At 39.9% G+C, this 16,579-nt stretch carries 15 protein-coding genes; 11 read left to right on the top strand and 4 right to left on the bottom strand.

Translation table 11 applies throughout. The features are described 5' to 3' along the window. Window positions 1-92 precede the first annotated feature (92 nt). From ALPR1_RS00505 to purU, 5 genes are all read left to right on the top strand, one after another. Window positions 93-1,508 (top strand): tetratricopeptide repeat protein, encoded by a 1,416-nt coding sequence (locus tag ALPR1_RS00505; protein ID WP_008197656.1) that lies wholly within the window; start codon window positions 93-95, stop codon window positions 1,506-1,508. Window positions 1,509-1,526: 18 nt separating this feature from the next. Next, window positions 1,527-2,297: a phosphosulfolactate synthase gene (locus ALPR1_RS00500; protein ID WP_008197653.1), complete on the top strand. Its 771-nt coding sequence runs from the start codon at window positions 1,527-1,529 to the stop codon at window positions 2,295-2,297. 61 nt (window positions 2,298-2,358) lie between these two features. Then, complete coding sequence (locus ALPR1_RS00495; RefSeq protein WP_008197651.1) at window positions 2,359-3,294, top strand: DUF368 domain-containing protein; 936 nt, start codon at window positions 2,359-2,361, stop codon at window positions 3,292-3,294. Continuing rightward, window positions 3,291-4,028, top strand: a complete 738-nt coding sequence (locus ALPR1_RS00490) for a shikimate dehydrogenase family protein (protein WP_008197649.1) — start codon at window positions 3,291-3,293, stop codon at window positions 4,026-4,028. Before ALPR1_RS00495 ends, ALPR1_RS00490 begins: the two co-directional genes overlap by 4 nt. Window positions 4,029-4,039: 11 nt before the next feature. Beyond that, window positions 4,040-4,894: a formyltetrahydrofolate deformylase gene (gene purU / locus ALPR1_RS00485; RefSeq protein WP_008197648.1), complete on the top strand. Its 855-nt coding sequence runs from the start codon at window positions 4,040-4,042 to the stop codon at window positions 4,892-4,894. Here purU and alr read toward each other — a convergent pair. Continuing rightward, window positions 4,891-6,045 (bottom strand): alanine racemase, encoded by a 1,155-nt coding sequence (alr, locus tag ALPR1_RS00480; protein ID WP_008197646.1) that lies wholly within the window; start codon window positions 6,043-6,045, stop codon window positions 4,891-4,893. The genes purU and alr overlap by 4 nt on opposite strands. Before the next feature lie 95 nt (window positions 6,046-6,140). On the opposite strand from alr, the gene ALPR1_RS00475 reads away from it, so the two are divergent. Further along, the gene (locus tag ALPR1_RS00475; protein WP_008197643.1) at window positions 6,141-6,710 is read left to right on the top strand and encodes a DNA-3-methyladenine glycosylase I; all 570 of its coding nucleotides are present in this window, start codon (window positions 6,141-6,143) and stop codon (window positions 6,708-6,710) included. 6 nt (window positions 6,711-6,716) lie between these two features. Here the strand turns inward: ALPR1_RS00475 and ALPR1_RS00470 are convergent, their stop codons facing one another. From ALPR1_RS00470 to ALPR1_RS00460, 3 genes are all read right to left on the bottom strand, one after another. Further along, window positions 6,717-8,243, bottom strand: a complete 1,527-nt coding sequence (locus tag ALPR1_RS00470; RefSeq protein ID WP_040302410.1) for a sodium:proton antiporter — start codon at window positions 8,241-8,243, stop codon at window positions 6,717-6,719. Between the two features lie 181 nt (window positions 8,244-8,424). Beyond that, window positions 8,425-9,651 (bottom strand): Glu/Leu/Phe/Val dehydrogenase dimerization domain-containing protein, encoded by a 1,227-nt coding sequence (locus ALPR1_RS00465; RefSeq protein WP_008197640.1) that lies wholly within the window; start codon window positions 9,649-9,651, stop codon window positions 8,425-8,427. Window positions 9,652-9,723: 72 nt separating this feature from the next. After that, the gene (locus ALPR1_RS00460) at window positions 9,724-10,797 is read right to left on the bottom strand and encodes an anhydro-N-acetylmuramic acid kinase (RefSeq protein WP_008197639.1); all 1,074 of its coding nucleotides are present in this window, start codon (window positions 10,795-10,797) and stop codon (window positions 9,724-9,726) included. Window positions 10,798-10,900: 103 nt separating this feature from the next. Between ALPR1_RS00460 and ALPR1_RS00455 the strand changes: the two genes are divergently transcribed. The 5 genes from ALPR1_RS00455 to ALPR1_RS00430 all read left to right on the top strand — a co-directional run bounded on the left by ALPR1_RS00455 (window position 10,901) and on the right by ALPR1_RS00430 (window position 16,502). Then, complete coding sequence (locus ALPR1_RS00455) at window positions 10,901-11,617, top strand: type III pantothenate kinase (RefSeq protein WP_008197637.1); 717 nt, start codon at window positions 10,901-10,903, stop codon at window positions 11,615-11,617. Then, the gene (locus ALPR1_RS00450; RefSeq protein WP_008197635.1) at window positions 11,607-12,890 is read left to right on the top strand and encodes a hypothetical protein; all 1,284 of its coding nucleotides are present in this window, start codon (window positions 11,607-11,609) and stop codon (window positions 12,888-12,890) included. Before ALPR1_RS00455 ends, ALPR1_RS00450 begins: the two co-directional genes overlap by 11 nt. A 13-nt stretch (window positions 12,891-12,903) precedes the next feature. Next, window positions 12,904-14,208 carry a tetratricopeptide repeat protein gene (locus tag ALPR1_RS00445; RefSeq protein WP_008197634.1) on the top strand — a complete coding sequence of 435 codons (1,305 nt, stop codon included), beginning with the start codon at window positions 12,904-12,906 and terminating at the stop codon, window positions 14,206-14,208. 174 nt (window positions 14,209-14,382) lie between these two features. Continuing rightward, window positions 14,383-14,994: an LPS export ABC transporter periplasmic protein LptC gene (lptC, locus tag ALPR1_RS00440; protein ID WP_008197633.1), complete on the top strand. Its 612-nt coding sequence runs from the start codon at window positions 14,383-14,385 to the stop codon at window positions 14,992-14,994. A 227-nt stretch (window positions 14,995-15,221) separates the two neighbouring features. Further along, a complete protein-coding gene (locus tag ALPR1_RS00430; protein ID WP_008197631.1) occupies window positions 15,222-16,502 on the top strand; it encodes a hemolysin family protein in 1,281 nt (426 codons plus the stop codon). Window positions 16,503-16,579: the final 77 nt, after the last annotated feature.

Raw genomic sequence — 16,579 nt, 5'->3', positions numbered from 1 at the left:
GTATTATTTCAATAATTTGAAGTAAAAATTAACAATTTGGCATTTTGAGAGATCGAATTATTTGGTATCTTAAATAAACTTAACACATCCTAATGACTGGAGATCACGATCACGATTGGGAAAATGACAAAAAGCTTGTAGAGCGATTTGAAAATTCCCTTAAATCCAACCTGGATTTGTATTTCGAAGAGGAGGAACTTGAGGATATTATCCGGTTTTATTTTGACCAGCAAAAGTTCTTGAAAGCTCTTCGGGCATCAGAATTTTCGCTCGAAAAATTCCCTTATTCTATAGAGATTAAGCTTTTAAAAGCGCAATGCCTCATTTTTAATGATGAGCTGGAAGAGGGACTGTCTATACTTGAAAACATCAATAATATTTCTCCTAACAATGAGGAGATTTTATTGGCTTTGGCCAATGCACATATTTTGGCAGGTAGCCCACAAGACGGGATTGAATTACTGGAGAATTTTCTTCCCTTGGCTGAGGATAAAGCCGAGGTGTATTATTCCTTAGGGAACCTATACAGAGCAAAAGGAGATCGAGAGAAAGCTTCTCATTATTTTAAGGAAGCGGTGAAGAATCGAATTAACCACGAAGATGCTCTTTTTCAGTTGGCTATGATCACGGAAGAAGATGGGTCTTTCGACGAGATTTTAGATTTCTATCAGGAATTTATAGATCAAGACCCTTACAGTGCTGGAGCGTGGTATAATCTAGGGGTAGTCTATAATCGATTGGGAAGGTATGAAGAGGCTATCAAAGCTTATGATTATGCGATTATTATAGATGAGTCTTTTGCTTCTGCTTATTTCAATCTGGGAAATGCTCTGATGAACACTTCTCAATATGAATTGGCTTTGGAGGCGTATCAAAATACGATCAATTGTGAAGGAGCAAATGCTGAGAACTGCTGCTACATGGGAGCAGCCTATGAGAAGTTGGGAAATATCGAGCAAGCCTTTAAATATTTCAAAAAATCGGCAAAACTAGATGAAGAATACGACGATGCCTGGTTTGGATTAGGCATGTGTATGCTAAAAAAAGAAAAATATTTTGAGGCCATTCACTATTTTAAGAAGGCCATCAATCTAAATAAACAAAGCCCCAATTTCTGGGTGGGCATGGCTGATGCAGAGTTTAATCTAGGGAATTTACAAGCTAGTTCGGAAGCTTATGAAGAAGCTATCAACCTGGAACCCGGCATTTTAGAGACTTATATCAACCTTTCTTTAATCTATTTTGACCAAAACAGATTTGAGGAAGCCATCGACGTCATCACGGAAGGAATCGAGGAACTTCCGGAAGAGGCGGAGCTGTATTATAGAATGGTCGTTTTTCAAATCAAGACAGGCAATTACAAAGAAGCGTTTTCATATTTGGAAAATGCATTAACTTTGGCCTTTGATAGGCACGTGGTTTTGTACGAATTAATGCCCGAGTTGGAGAAGCAAAAGGCTATGTCCAAAATCATTGCCCAGTACCGGGAAGAAAATCCGGAGACCTAACATTATAATACCTTGCCAATGAATTATGAGCTGAAGAATATCCCTGTACGTACTGAAAAGCCGCGTACCTCGGGATTTACTATGGCCATGGACAAAGGACTTAGCCTAAGAGCTACAGAAGATTTTGTCGATAGCTGTTCTGATTATGTTGATATCGTAAAACTTGGGTGGGCAACCTCCTATGTGACGAAAAACCTCACTGAAAAAATCGCTATTTATAAGGAAGCAGGAATTCCTGTTTATTTGGGAGGTACACTTTTCGAGGCTTTCATCGTAAGAGACCAATTTGAAGATTACCGTAAAGTTTTGGATAAATATGGACTGGAATACTGCGAAGTTTCGGATGGTTCTATTTCGCTAAATCATGATCGGAAATGCGAATACATCTCAACTCTTGCACAGCAGGTAACAGTACTTTCTGAAGTAGGATCAAAAGATGCCGCAAAAATTATCCCTCCTTATAAGTGGATCGAGCAGATGCAGACGGAATTGGATGCGGGTGCTTGGAAAGTTATTGGAGAAGCCCGTGAGGGAGGAAATGTAGGTTTGTTTAGAGACTCCGGTGAAGTAAGGCAAGGACTGGTAGAGGAGATTCTAACTCAGATTCCTGAAGAGAGAATTATTTGGGAAGCTCCTATCAAAGCTCAACAAGTTTGGTTTATCAAATTACTCGGAGCGAATGTGAATTTGGGTAATATCAGCCCATCTGAAATAATTCCTTTGGAAACAATTCGTTTGGGATTAAGAGGAGATACTTTCGACCATTTCTTGGGAGAAGTTAAACTATAAAAGATCAACAAATTATTATGGGCTGATCGGTTTTGTTTCCGATCAGCCTTTATTTTTACCTATGGATCTAATTAAAAAGTATTTTCTGAACTTCCTTAAAGGAATGGCCATGGGAGGTGCAGATATCGTCCCTGGAGTCTCTGGAGGTTCAATCGCTTTGATCACTGGAATTTATTCCACCTTGCTGGAGAGTATTAACTCTATCAACGGAAAGAACTTGAAGCTACTGCTTTCTCTGCAGTTTAAACCGTTCTATAAAGCGATCAATGGAACGTTTCTGCTAAGTTTATTTGCAGGAATTTTGACCTCTGTATTTACCCTTTCCAAGTTGATTACTTTTTTGATGGAGGAGCACCCTGTACCCTTATGGTCATTTTTCTGTGGATTGATTTTAATCAGTGCTTTTGTGATCCTAAAGGATATTAGAAGGTGGCACCTTGGGGTAGTTTTAGCAATTGTCATAGGGATCATTGTGGCCTATTTTATTACAGAATTGCCTCCTGTCTCTTCACCAGAGGCTACTTGGTTCACCTTTTTGTCGGGAGCGATTGCTATTTGCGCCATGATTTTACCGGGGATTAGCGGGAGCTTTATTTTGCTCATTTTAGGTAAATATGAAACCATACTTACTGCAGTTTCAGAAAGAGATATTGTCACATTAGCTGTTTTTGCTTTGGGATGTATGGTTGGGATATTATCCTTTAGCCGGGTGATTTCCTGGCTTTTGAAAAAATATTACGCGACCACCATTGGTTTACTAGCTGGCTTTATGCTAGGCTCTATTAATAAACTCTGGCCTTGGAAGTTGGTGACAGCATATAGAACTTCTTCTAGCGGAGAAGAAAAACCATTCTTGACAGAGAATTTATGGCCAGCCGAATATTTGGAACAGGTTGGTAAAGACCCGCAACTTACCTCAGCAATCATTGCTTTGCTAGTAGGAATTTTTCTAGTGGTAGGAATAGATCGTTTAGCAGCACATTTCAATAAATCATGAGAAAATTTGGACTGATCGGTTTCCCTTTGGGGCATTCATTTTCGAAGAAATATTTTTCACAGAAATTTGAAAAAGAAAAGATTGTAGGCTGCCAATTTGATCTGTACGAAATTCCGAAAATCGAACTTTTTGAAAAAATTGTCCAAGAGAATTCCGAACTGGAAGGAATGGCCGTCACTATTCCATATAAGCAGGAGGTAATGCCATATTTGGATGACCTGGATCCTGCTTGTGAGGTGATTGGGGCAGTGAATTGCATCAAAATCAAGGATAATAAGTTAACTGGATACAATACAGATTACATAGGCTTTAAGCATTCCTTGCAAAGTTGGATTGGTGAAGAAAGACCAAATGCTTTGGTTCTTGGCACAGGTGGAGCTTCCAAAGCTGTAAAACAAGCCCTAAAAGATTTGGGGATTGACTTTATTTCTGTTTCCCGAAAGGCCGCTACAAATCAGATTACCTATGATGATTTGGCAAGTAATCCTGAGTTTTTAAAAAATAACCCCCTAATAATTAATTGTACTCCATTAGGAACTTACCCAAAAGTAGAAGGAATGCCAGCGATTCCATTAAACCAATTGAATGAAGCGCACCGTGTGTATGATTTGGTTTATAATCCAGCAGAAACCGCTTTGATGAGAGCTTGCATTCAGGCGGGTGGAAAGTCAAAAAATGGACAGGATATGCTGGAACTTCAGGCAGAAGCAGCATGGAAAATCTGGAATGAGTAAATTCAAAGCCTATGAACAAAGCCATTTTACTTATTCAATGCCCAGACCAAAAAGGAATTGTAGCTGAGGTATCCCGATTTTTGTATTCTTATCAGGGGAATATTTTAGAAATTGATCAGCATGTAGATAAAGGATTGAGCTTATTCTTTATGCGAGCAGCTTGGGAGCTGGATTCTTTTTCTTTGGAGAAAGAAAAAATAGCGCAACAATTTGAAAAGGAAGTAGGAGCTAAATTCAAGATGGACTTTAAGCTTCATTTCAATTTCCCTAAGCCTAAAATGGCCATTTTTGTCAGCAAGTTATCCCACTGTCTATTCGATATTTTGGCTAGACATCACTCGGGGCAATTAGAAGTAGATATCCCTTTGGTGATTTCCAATCATAAAGACCTACAATCTGTGGTGGAGGCATTTAACATCCCCTTTCATCACATTCCAGTTACAAAAGAAAATAAATCAGCTTCCGAAGCCAAACAGCTTGAATTGATGCAGGAGCATCAGGTTGATTTCGTGGTTTTAGCGAGGTATATGCAGATTTTATCGGGTGATTTTATCAACCATTTTCCGAATCGAATCATCAATATTCACCATTCCTTTTTACCTGCTTTTGTGGGTGCAAAGCCCTACCATGCGGCCTATGAAAGAGGGGTGAAAATTATCGGAGCCACGGCACATTATGTGACGGAAGAATTGGATGCTGGTCCGATTATCGAGCAGGAAGTGGCAAGGGTGAGGCATCACAACACCATTCCGGACCTGGTTCAAATTGGGCAAGACGTGGAGAAAGTAGTTCTGTCCAAGGCAATCCAATATCACCTGGACAGAAAAGTTTTGGCCTTTAGGAATAAGACGGTGATTTTTTACTAAGGAATAATCCTTCTGGGAATATCCTTGGGTAATCGGGTCAATAGCTCATAATTAACTTGTTGGGTAGACTCAGAAAAGGAAGCTACCGTGATTTCTTTATTTCCTTGCTTTCCGATTAACACGACTTCGTCACCTACTTCAATATTTTTCAAATTCGTAATATTCAAGGCAATGGTATTCATGGTGACAGTACCTACGACATTACAAAATTTGCCTCGGATCAGTACCTGCCCTTGATTGCTCAATAAACGGCTGTATCCATGCGCATAACCTACAGGAACAATCGCGAGTCTCATATTCTGTAAGGCCATAAAGCTATTGCCATACCCTACAAACTCACCCATTTTCACAGGTTTGATGCTCATCACAGTGCTCTTCCAGGAAACAAGCCTTTTTAAAGGGTTTTTATTAGCTTTTGGAAGGGAGTTAAGCTTAGCAAAGAAGGTTTCCTTAGTAGGCCAAAAACCATAGCCAGCAATGCCAATTCTGACCATATCCATAATGGTTTCCGGAAAAATCAAGGTAGCAGCAGAGCAAGCAGTATGGTATTTCTCAAAATGAATTCCTTTTTGATTAAAATACGTCTTGAAGTTATTATAAACCTCTATTTGGTTCTTGACCCTTACGAAGTTGCTAACGCTTTCGGCTCCTGCATAATGGCTACAAAGGCCTTTGAGCTGGATATGATCCATTTGCTCTTTTAGATAGGTGGCCAGTTTTTCTCTGGAGCTCCATTCAAATCCAGTTCGGTGAAAACCAGTTTCCAGCTCAATATGGATTTTGGCTTGAATTCCCAGGCTTTTGGAAATGGTAACAGCTAATTCTAATCGGCGAAAATCATACACATAGAAATTGATACCGGCTTTAATAATATCCGACATTTCCTCAGGGTAAAGCATACCCAAAATCATGATTTCAGATTTCTTTTTAGAGCATCTAAAAACCTCCCAAGCCTCATCGGAGCTAAAAGTACTAAAATGCCGTATACCGGCTTTCTCGGCGATCTCTACCATTTGTTGGATCCCATGCCCATAGGCATTTCCTTTGACTACTGCCGAAATGACGGTGGAAGGCCCAATTTCAGAGCGTATATATCGGATGTTTTGACGGTAAGCTTTCGCGCTAATTTCCAGGTAGGAGGTAGCGATCATCGTTGTAAGTTTTTTGAAATGAAAAAGTAAGACATGCTGCCACTTTATCCCAATTCTGCATTAATTTTATTCTCAATCAATTGAAATTTTTAGCTATGAGCGATCAAAAATCCCGTTGTCCCTGGTGTTTGGGTTTTCCAGAATACATTGCCTACCATGATGAAGAGTGGGGAAAGCCTGTTTGGGATGATCAAACCCACTTTGAATTTTTAGTTTTGGAAAGTGCTCAAGCAGGTCTGAGTTGGGCGACTATCCTAAAGAAACGGGATGGATACCGAGAGGCTTTTGCGAATTTTGATTACAGACAAGTGGCAGAATTTCCAGAAGGATATGTGCAGGAGCTTTTGCAAAATCCCGGGATCATTCGAAATCAATTAAAGATTCGAGCAGCAATCAATAATGCCCAACGCTTTATGGAGGTGCAAAAAGAATTCGGAAGTTTTTCCAAATACATTTGGGGATTTGTCGGTGGTAAACCCATTCAAAATAATTTGAAGAAGGGTGACCCCGCTCCTGCCACTACGCCCGAATCTGACTTATTAGCCAAAGACTTGAAGAAACGAGGATTTAAATTTTTAGGCAGCACGACCATCTATGCCCATATGCAAGCCACGGGACTCGTAAATGATCATTTGGTGGATTGTTTTCGGTATACCGAAGTTTAGATTTTATTAAGCAAAAGCGAAGAAAATCAACCAAATCAAAATCAAGATTGGAAGTAGAATCGGTAAAGAGAAGCGGATGATATAGCCAAAGAAGGATGGCATTTTGATACCACTTTGCTCCGCAATGGACTTCACCATAAAGTTTGGTCCGTTACCGATGTAAGTCATCGCACCAAAGAATACAGAAGCAACCGCGATCGCCATCAACTCAAAGGCCGAGTCATGAAAACCATCAGCTGCAAAGAGTCTCACCTGCTCGATATTATTGATATCAGCACCTTTGGAAGCCATGGCAGCTGCCAAGAAGTTCAAATAAGTTGGTGCATTATCCAAGAATCCGGAGAGGGTACCTGTTCCCCAATACAAGGTGTTATGCGTGATCAAGGATGCTCCCTCGGGAGATTTAGCAAAGTTTCCTACCAGCTCCAGTGCAGGCATCATCGTTCCGAAAATACCGATGAAAATAAAGGCCACTTCACGAATAGGTTCGAAATTAAATTCATTCCCTTCGATGGCTCTTTTGTCTGCAAACCTAAATGAGAGGAATGCGACAGTAAGCATAATTACCTCTCTTAAATAGGAGAATTTCTGTCCATCATACACGATAGCAGGAACTCCATCAATTACATTTGGATCAAGAAAAACAGAACAGATGATGATAAATAACCATCCAAAGTTTTTCATTCCGATGAGTGAAAACTTATTGGTGTAAGTAATCTCCTCTAGTTCTATTTCATCCTCAGATGCTTTACCCAGTTTTTTGTCAATGAAATAAAAGGCAACAGCAAGAAGGATCAAGGCTACAATCCATGCAGGCCAGTTATGCTCCAGGGTCCAGAAGAATGGAATTCCCTTTAAGAACCCAAGGAACAATGGAGGATCACCAATCGGAGTCAAAGAGCCACCCACATTACTCACCATGAAGATGAAAAAGATAATATGGTATGCCTGGATATTCCCTTTATTTAATCGAATAAAGGGACGAATTAAAAGCATGGAAGCACCCGTGGTTCCGATTAGGTTAGCAATAACAGAACCGATCAAAAGCAACGATACATTGGCAAAAGGCGTGGCCTTTTTATCAATTTCGATCAAAATACCCCCAGAAGCGATGTAAAGGGAGGCAAGGAGAGCGATAAATTGTATGTATTCTGCAAGTGCATGAACGGGGTTATGCACATTTTCCAAGACAAATAAGTAATAGAATACCACCAAGATGGCGAGTCCTATGGCTATTTTGGGATAGTTTTTATGCCAAAAATGCTCATAAAATAAAGGACCTGTCGCAATCATCAATAGCAAGGCTACGAAAGGAATGACTAACCAGGTAGGGGCTTGATGATGTACTTCATCTCCATGATCTTCATCTGCACTATGCTCTACATCAGCATGTTCAGCATTCGTATCCTGACCAGCCTGCGCTAGAAAAGTTTCTTTGGTCTCTCGCTCTTCAGCAAAGCTCATCTGTGGCTGCAACGCACCTAGAAAGAGTATTCCGAAAAGTATAGAGAAACTTAGTATAAAATGCTTCATTCGGTTAATAGGGTAAACTGGGCGATCTTTTCGGTTAAATAAATATAATTTTCCGGTGGTTACTTTCCCAAATTGGTTTCTGCTAAACTACTGATTTTGGGTGAAAGAGCCCAATTGAGAAGTAACCCAAAGAATATTTAATCATAAATTAACGGATGGATTTCAATCTAACTAGTAAAATTTATACGAGTTGACCTAGAGCTATTTTAAAGGAGTTTTGAGCGATGTTATTTTTACTTGAACTTTCTTGATGTGTTTTCTTCAATGCATTTTTAATGGTCTCGCTCACATCTGAAAATATAGCCTGATCGGTGAGTTCCACCTGATCATTCATTAAGTAGGCAAATACCCGAGCCATACCACAATTAGCTATGAAGTCTGGGATGACAGATACTCGTTCATCCGCCCAGACCCCAATCGGTCCAAAGAAAATTTCTTTGTCAGCAAAAGGAACATTCGCTCCGCAGGAAATCACTTCTAGCCCTGAATTGACCATGCGTTCGACTTGGGATTGAGTAATCAATCGAGAACCGGCTGCTGGAATGAATATATCATTCTCTAAGTCCCATATTTTTTCATTGATCTCTTCGAAGGGAATAAAGTTCTCGGCAACGAGTTTATTACCATCTCTTTTGAGGAACATTTCTCTGACTTCATCCACGGTGAAACCGCTTTCACGGATGACTCCACCTTCCCGGTCTATAATTCCCACTATTTTCGCTCCTTCCAAAGCAAGAAAGCAAGCTGCTGCTGCGCCGACATTTCCCCAACCTTGGATCACTGCGCGCTTATCACGGATGGATCCTCCCCAGATTTCATAATAATGCTTTACCGATTCGGCTACACCATACCCGGTGATCATATCGGCAACGGTATATTTTTTAGGGCCATTTGGCGTGAATAAAGGATCTTCCAAAACTTTGGAAACACCTTGCCTCAACTGCCCTATTTTTCGAATTTTTTCAGGCTCATTGGCATGAAAGTGTCCATTGACAATTCCCTCTTGGGGATGCCAAAGCCCATAGGATTCAGTGATAGGAATTACCTCATGGATTTCGTCCACATTCATGTCCCCACCTGTACCATAGTAGTTTTTTAATAGAGGCATCACGGCTTTATACCATCTTTCTAAAACCTCATTTTTTCTTGGATCATTGGGATCAAAGTTTATCCCTGACTTTGCTCCGCCGATAGACGGGCCAGAAACAGTAAATTTGATTTCCATGGTTTTTGCCAAGGATTCAACTTCTCTCTTATCAAGACCCTTTCTCATTCGGGTTCCTCCCCCAGCGGCTCCGCCTCGAAGTGAATTGATCACCACCCAGCCTTCAGCCTCTGATTCTGAGTCACTCCATTCAAATACTATTTCTGCTTTTTTATTTTCGAATTTTTTTAATAATTCCTGCATGCTATTTGGGTTTATATTTGGACCAAAAATATGAAAATTTAAGCGTCTACATAGCAATGAGGTGATTCTCTCTTAACTGTAAATAGTCCCTCCGCAGGAATCCATTTTAGCATGGGTTACAGAGGCAAGACAATTGACTTCTCCCCTTAATTTAAGTACGCCCAAAAAGCCAAAAATTAAAGCTTCCTTAAATTCAATCAATTCTTGACTGGCTTCGTATTGATTCCACTGCGAAGAGAGATGGAAATCCAGCCTTTCGATAAAATATTGATGGTAGGCACCTCCTCCAGTTATCAATACCGAAGGGGAAGCTGTGTTTGAATAATTCTTGATGATGTTTGAAATCTGAATCGCATAATGCTCTACTAAACTAGCAAGTTTGTCTTTTGGAGAGGCACTGGAGGCAGCAAGAAGGGGTTCAAAAGTGTTTTCCATGTCTTCTCTTCCCAGAGATTTTGCCCCTTGAATCTGATAAAAAGGTAGCTGATTCAACTGAGCTAAAAGATCTGGGTTGATACTCCCCTCTTTTGCCCAAACCCCATCTCTGTCAAAAGGTTGCCCTAATTCCTGGGCGATGGGATTGAGAAGTAAATTAAAGGGGCAGCAATCAAATGCGATCCTTTGATCTTGATGCTCCATGCTGATATTGGCTATACCGCCTAAGTTTAGGCAATAATCAATTTCAGAAAACAGCAGTTTATCTCCTATGGGCACTAGCGGAGCTCCCTGCCCTCCTAGTTGCACATCCATCATCCTAAAGTCGTTGATTACTTTCAATCGGGAAGCTTGGTGAAGTGCATAACCATTGCCAATTTGAAGGCTCAGCCCATGCTGGGGTTGATGAAATACCGTATGACCATGAGAGCATACAGCATCGGGGTGAATCTGGGCTTCTTTACAAAAGGCATGAACTACTTCACCCATCCATTTTCCAAATTCAACATCCAATAAATGAAGCTCTAAACCACTGAGGGTGTGGGACCTTTGTAAGCGGTTTCCCAAGACCTCTGGAAAGGGGTAAGTATGGGTTCGAATGATCTCAAAATTCCAGTTTTCATTTTTTTCAAAATGGCAATAGGCTACATCTAAGCCATCCCCGGAGGTTCCTGACATCAGGCCGATCATGTGGTAAGAGTCGGTGTTCATGGGTTAATGTTTGTTAAGTATTGAGCATTCCAAAGATAATTTGCCGCGCTGGAAAAGGCTTCTTTTTATTAATGCCTATTTTGCGGTCTACCATTTTGATGGCATGAACAATCTAATCATAGATATTGGCAATAGCAGAATCAAATCTGCCTTATTTCGAGAGGATGAACTCCTTTCGGATTCGGTATTTCCTGATTTGGCTACCGCCATTCCAGCTTGGAAAGCACTTTCTTTTGATCGCTGCATGGTAAGCTCCGTCAAATGGTCGGAGAAGGATATTAAAATACAGTTACCATTTGACTTTCTGTTTCTCAAGCAAGGAATAAAGTTTCCTATTGGCAATGCCTATGGAAGTCCTGCTACCTTGGGGCTTGATCGGATGGCCGCCGCAGTTGGAGGCTGGAGTTTAGCGGGTAAAGGTCCCATTTTAGTTATTGATATGGGAAGCTGTATGACCTTTGACTTAGTAGATGAAAATGATATCTACCGAGGGGGTGCCATCAGTCCTGGAATGTTGATGCGAGCGAAAGCAATGAATTCCTTAACTGCACGTCTTCCTCTGGTGGATTTGGAGAAAAGGCCAGAAAATTTCATTGGTACCGATACGATTAGTTGTATGCAAATCGGAATTTGGTATGGGGTGGAAGCCGAGATTCTTGGCCAAATCCAAAAATATGAGCAAAAATATCCACAATTAAAGGTCTTTGTTTGTGGTGGAGACGCTCTTTCTTTTGAAACATTAGCAAAAGACCACATATTTGTAGTCCAAAATTTAGTCCTTCGCGGATTGAATAGTATTCTAAACCACAATGTTGAGTAAAATCAAATTGCAATTGCTGGGTGTAATCTGCACCCTTTTCTTATTTTCTGAAGTCCAAGCGCAGTCTTCGGCCTCTACCTATAGTGCATTGGGCATCGGGGAGTTTAATTACTCCGGATTAACCCAAAATCAAGGAATGGGAGGTCTTGGAATTAGTTATGGAACTGGCTGGAATGTGAATGTGGTCAATCCCGCATTGAGTACATATAACACTGTCTTTAATTTTCAGGCTGCATTGAACTACAAAAAGATCAATGCTGATAATGGTTCTGAGAAAGAAGATGTAGACGGTGGAGGTTTATCCTATGTAGCTATGTCTCTTCCCCTAAAGTCAGGTAGAGTGACCATGGGCTTAGGTTTAAATCAGATTACCTCTGTGAATTATAGACTTCAAATCAACAGTCAGGTAGAAAATTCTGATCTCAGAGCCTATAACTATATTGTAGGAGATGGTGGAATTACTGAAGCTTATTTAAATTTAGGGGTTAAAGTTGCGAAAGGACTGAGTGTCGGAGCACAAGCATCCTATTTATTTGGCTCGACGATAAGAAACAACCAACTGACGATTTTGAATGATAATGATAACCCGGTAGGGAATTCTTCAGAATATTATGAAAGATTAACAGTTAGTGATATTGGCTTTAAATTCGGAGCTCACTACGTAGCTAAGGTTTCCGAAAAGAATAGTTTACACTTTGGTGCCATTTATCAGAATCTTGGAAATGTTAATGGAAAAGCATTTGCCAAATTGGGAAATGTTGATGAAGCTAGCGATCCGGATTCAGACGGGGATTTGATCGCTGACAATGAAAAAGGCAGTATATACATTCCAAATCGCATCGGTTTTGGGGTAACTTTTGAAAAAATGAATAAATTCGCCCTCGGTTTGGAGGGACAAATTCAGGATTTCAATAAGTTCGAATCCTTTTTTGGAGAAGAATTAGCATTGAAAGAAGCTATAAAAGTTGGCTTAGGTTTTCAGATAGTACCAGATTATCAAGCAATAGATAACTATTTCAAAAGGACTACTTACCGTTTTGGAGTGGAATATTTGCAGACTCCTTATTATCTGAACCAAACAAATATTAATGATATTGGCATCAACTTTGGAGTTTCATTCCCAGTAAACCAGCTTTCATTAGTGAACTTCGCGATGAAGCTAGGGACAAGAGGAACTACAGAGAATGGCCTCGTCCAAGAAAATTATATGAATTTCACGTTAGGATTTTCACTTAATGACAACAGTTGGTTCTATAAACGAGTATTTGATTAAAGCATAAATAACCATGAAAATTAAATCAACCCTATTAGGTCTAGCGGCCATCCTTATGGCCGGCGTGGTTCAAGCGCAAGACGGATGGAATTGGCCATCTGACGCTGCGCAAGAAGCCAAAGCAAGAGAATTGAACGCAGCATACACTGACTACATGAAGTCGGAGCAGTATGTTGATGCAACCAAGCCATTAAGTTGGTTATTGGTAAATGTTCCTGAATTGAACGAATCTATCTATATCAACGGTACCAAAATTTATAATGGTGCAGCTGATGAAGTTTCGGATGAAGCTCAAAAAAGAGTTTATCAGGACTCTGTGATCGCTCTTTATAATAAAAGAGAAGAACTTTATGACAACGCTCCAAAATGGATCGAGAATAAAGCTTATTATGGCTATGGCTATTATAAGAATGTAAAAGAAAAACTTCCTGAGGTAGTAGGAGATTTCCAGAGAGCTATTGAGCTAAACGGAGAACTTTCTCTTCCGGATCTTTATTCTGCTTACTTTGATGCAGTATATAGAAACAATGCTTATAACAAAGCTTATACTCCAGAAGAAGTTTTGGGTATCTATAACGCTATCCAGGCCGACTTAGACAAAGCAGCGGCTGCAGGAACAGATGTTTCAAGACCAAAAAGTACTACAGAGCAAATTCTTGTTGCGATGGAGTTGATCGACTGTGACTTTATCGAGAACACGATGGGTCCAAAATTAGTCGCTGATCCTGGAAATGAGCAATTGGCTAATCAGATTTTCAAATATTCTGTTCAGTACAAGTGTTTCTCTTCTGATGCTTTCTTACAAGCATTGGAGATTATTGACTCTAAAAACCCAACCTTTGCTACTTCTCAGGTAAGAGCGATGAGATATCTTCAGGAGAAGGATTATGAGAAGGCAGAGCCTGTATTAGACAAAGCCTTGACTCTAGCTGAAAATGATGCTCAGAAAGCAGAGATTCAGTTTGAATTGGCAAAACTATATGGTGCTAAAGGTCAGAAATCTGCTGCTAGAACAGCTGCTAAGGAAGCGGCTAACCTAGATGAATCTAAGAGCAAAGATTCTTGGAAATTGATTGCTGACATGTACATGAGTTCAATTAACGACTGTAAAGGTGGAGAAAGCCGTGCAAAAGATTACTCTATCTACATTGCAGCATACAATGCTTATCAAAGAGCAGGTGACAATACTGGAATGGCAAACGCCAAGGCTAGATTCCCTTCTAAAGAAGAATTGTTTACTGAAAGTTTACAGCCAGGACAGACCATCAACACTGGATGTTGGATTGGTGAAACTGTAACTTTGGCTACCAGAGACTAATCAGTACAAAAAATAATATTAAGGACAGTTCCATGGGACTGTCCTTTTTTTGTTGTTAGCAATTAAGAGTTCGTCCTGGAAAATTCCCTGAGACTAAAGGCTATCTTACTTCCGAATCAAAAACCTTTGATTTTTATGAACGTTGTTAATAGTTCATAAATAAAACAGCTCCAGATGGAGTCGGGCAAGAATCATTTATTTTTCAATTACATTTGTAACGTGAAAGCAGTCAATCTTCTTTTAGTATTAGTAGTCGCCCTAACTGGCTTCAGCTCCTGCCGAGAGGACATTGGAGCTACCGAATTGCAGGTTTATGATGGCCCAGTCAACAGTGCAAAGAATTTTGATCTGGTTCAGAGTGATTCTACCGTCATAAGATCCCATATCAAAGCTCCTTTGCAATTAGAGTTTGCCAATGGAAATAGGGAATTTCCTGAGGGAGTGGATATTCAGTTTTTTGATAAAGATGGAAATGTCACCACGACCTTTAGAGCTGATAAAGGATTTTACTTAAGAGATGAAAATCTGTATAAAGGAGTGGGTGATGTGCAAGTTGAGAACTTGGTCAAAGACCAGTCTCTGAAAGCTGAAGAGATATTTTGGAACCCAAATGACAAAAAAATTTATACGGAAAAGTTTGTGACAGTCCGTGATGGACAGACGGTTTTTAATGGAACTGGAATGGAAGCTGATGAAGGTTTTTCCAATTACACGCTTAGGAACATCAAAGATAGCCGAACCTTGCTTCCTGGTGAAAGAGATACAGTAAAGGTCGGAGGAAATTAAATTAAAAGTAGAGAATTGAAATTAGCAGACGTCCTTATTTTATCCCTTGCGCTAGCATTTATTATCATAGGAATACATTTAAGTCTTACCATAGGAGTAGAAGCTTCCTATGCTATTTTTATGTTTGCGGTAGCCTTACTATTTTGGTTTCAATATAGGAGGACAAACGCCCCAAAAGAGCCCAATAAACCAAAGCCAAAATCTAAAAAAAGGAAAAAGCATTAAGCATGGAGATTTCCTATCTGATCTACGTCATTATTACATTGCTTTTTTCTGCATTTTTTTCAGGAATGGAGATTGCCTTCGTTTCTTCTAATAAACTGCAAATCGAGCTTCAAAATAAGCAAGGAGCCCTCGTTGGGCGAGTGCTCAGTAATTTTGCCAATAAGCCAGGGCAGTTTATTGGGACCACTCTTATGGGCAATACCGTCTCACTCGTATTGTATGGTATTTTTATGGCCTATCTACTGGAAGACCCTTTAAAAATGTGGCTTCCGGATGGTTTTAACAATCAAGCCATCATTTTGATATTGCAGACGATCTTATCGACTATTTTGGTATTGATCACAGCAGAATTCCTTCCTAAAAGCATCTTTTTATTGAATCCCAATAGCATGTTGGCGTTTTTTGCCGTGCCTTTTTTGGTGATCTATTATCTGATGTACCCCATTGTATGGGCTGTGGTAGGAATGTCCAGGTTTTTTATCACAAAAATTTTACGTCTGGAATACAGCGAGGACCGACCCGTTTTTACCGTTACTGACCTGAATAGTTTTATCCAAAACCACCTCACACAGGAAAAGGAAGAAGGGAATGTGGAGATCGATACGAAGATTTTTGATAATGCTGTAGAATTTAAGACTGTTCGCGTGAGGGAATGCATGGTACCTCGAACGGATATTGTGTCAGTTGAAATAGAAGATTCCATCAGTGACCTAAAGCAGATTTTTGCTGAAAGTGGACATTCCAAAGTGATTGTTTACCGAGAAACCATCGATGATGTTATTGGCTATTGTCATCAGTTAGAGTTGTTCAAAAAGCCAAAATCTATTGAAGATATCCTGACTCCAATTATCATTGCTCCGGAATCTGCCTTGGCCAATGAGTTGTTAATTCAATTTATTCAGGAACGTAAAAGCTTGGCTTTGGTGGTGGATGAATTTGGAGGAACGAGTGGAATTGTTTCCATGGAAGATATCATTGAAGAGATTTTTGGAGAGATCGAAGATGAATATGACAACGATGATTTGATCGAACAAAAGACCGGAGACTATGAATATTTGTTAAGTGCACGTCACGAGATAGATTATTTAAATGATAAATATGGATGGGAATTACCATACGGAGATTTTGAAACGCTCTCAGGTTTGATCCTCTCTTTGACGGAAAACCTGCCTAAGAAAGGCGAGTCGGTCGTTTTTGGGGCATATACCTTTACCGTTGTGTCAAAACAAGACCATAGAATTGACACCGTTAAGCTGAAAATCAACAGTTCAGGGATTTTTTAGATAAAGGTTTGATTCAGAATATATTTTGAATTTCGCCACTAATGCTATTATTTTGCGACACTTCTAAAAAAGCGTAG

Source organism: Algoriphagus machipongonensis (assembly GCF_000166275.1).
Lineage (GTDB): Bacteria > Bacteroidota > Bacteroidia > Cytophagales > Cyclobacteriaceae > Algoriphagus > Algoriphagus machipongonensis.
The sequence above is the reverse complement of the archived record's forward strand: the minus strand, read 5'-3'. Positions and strand labels throughout refer to the sequence as shown.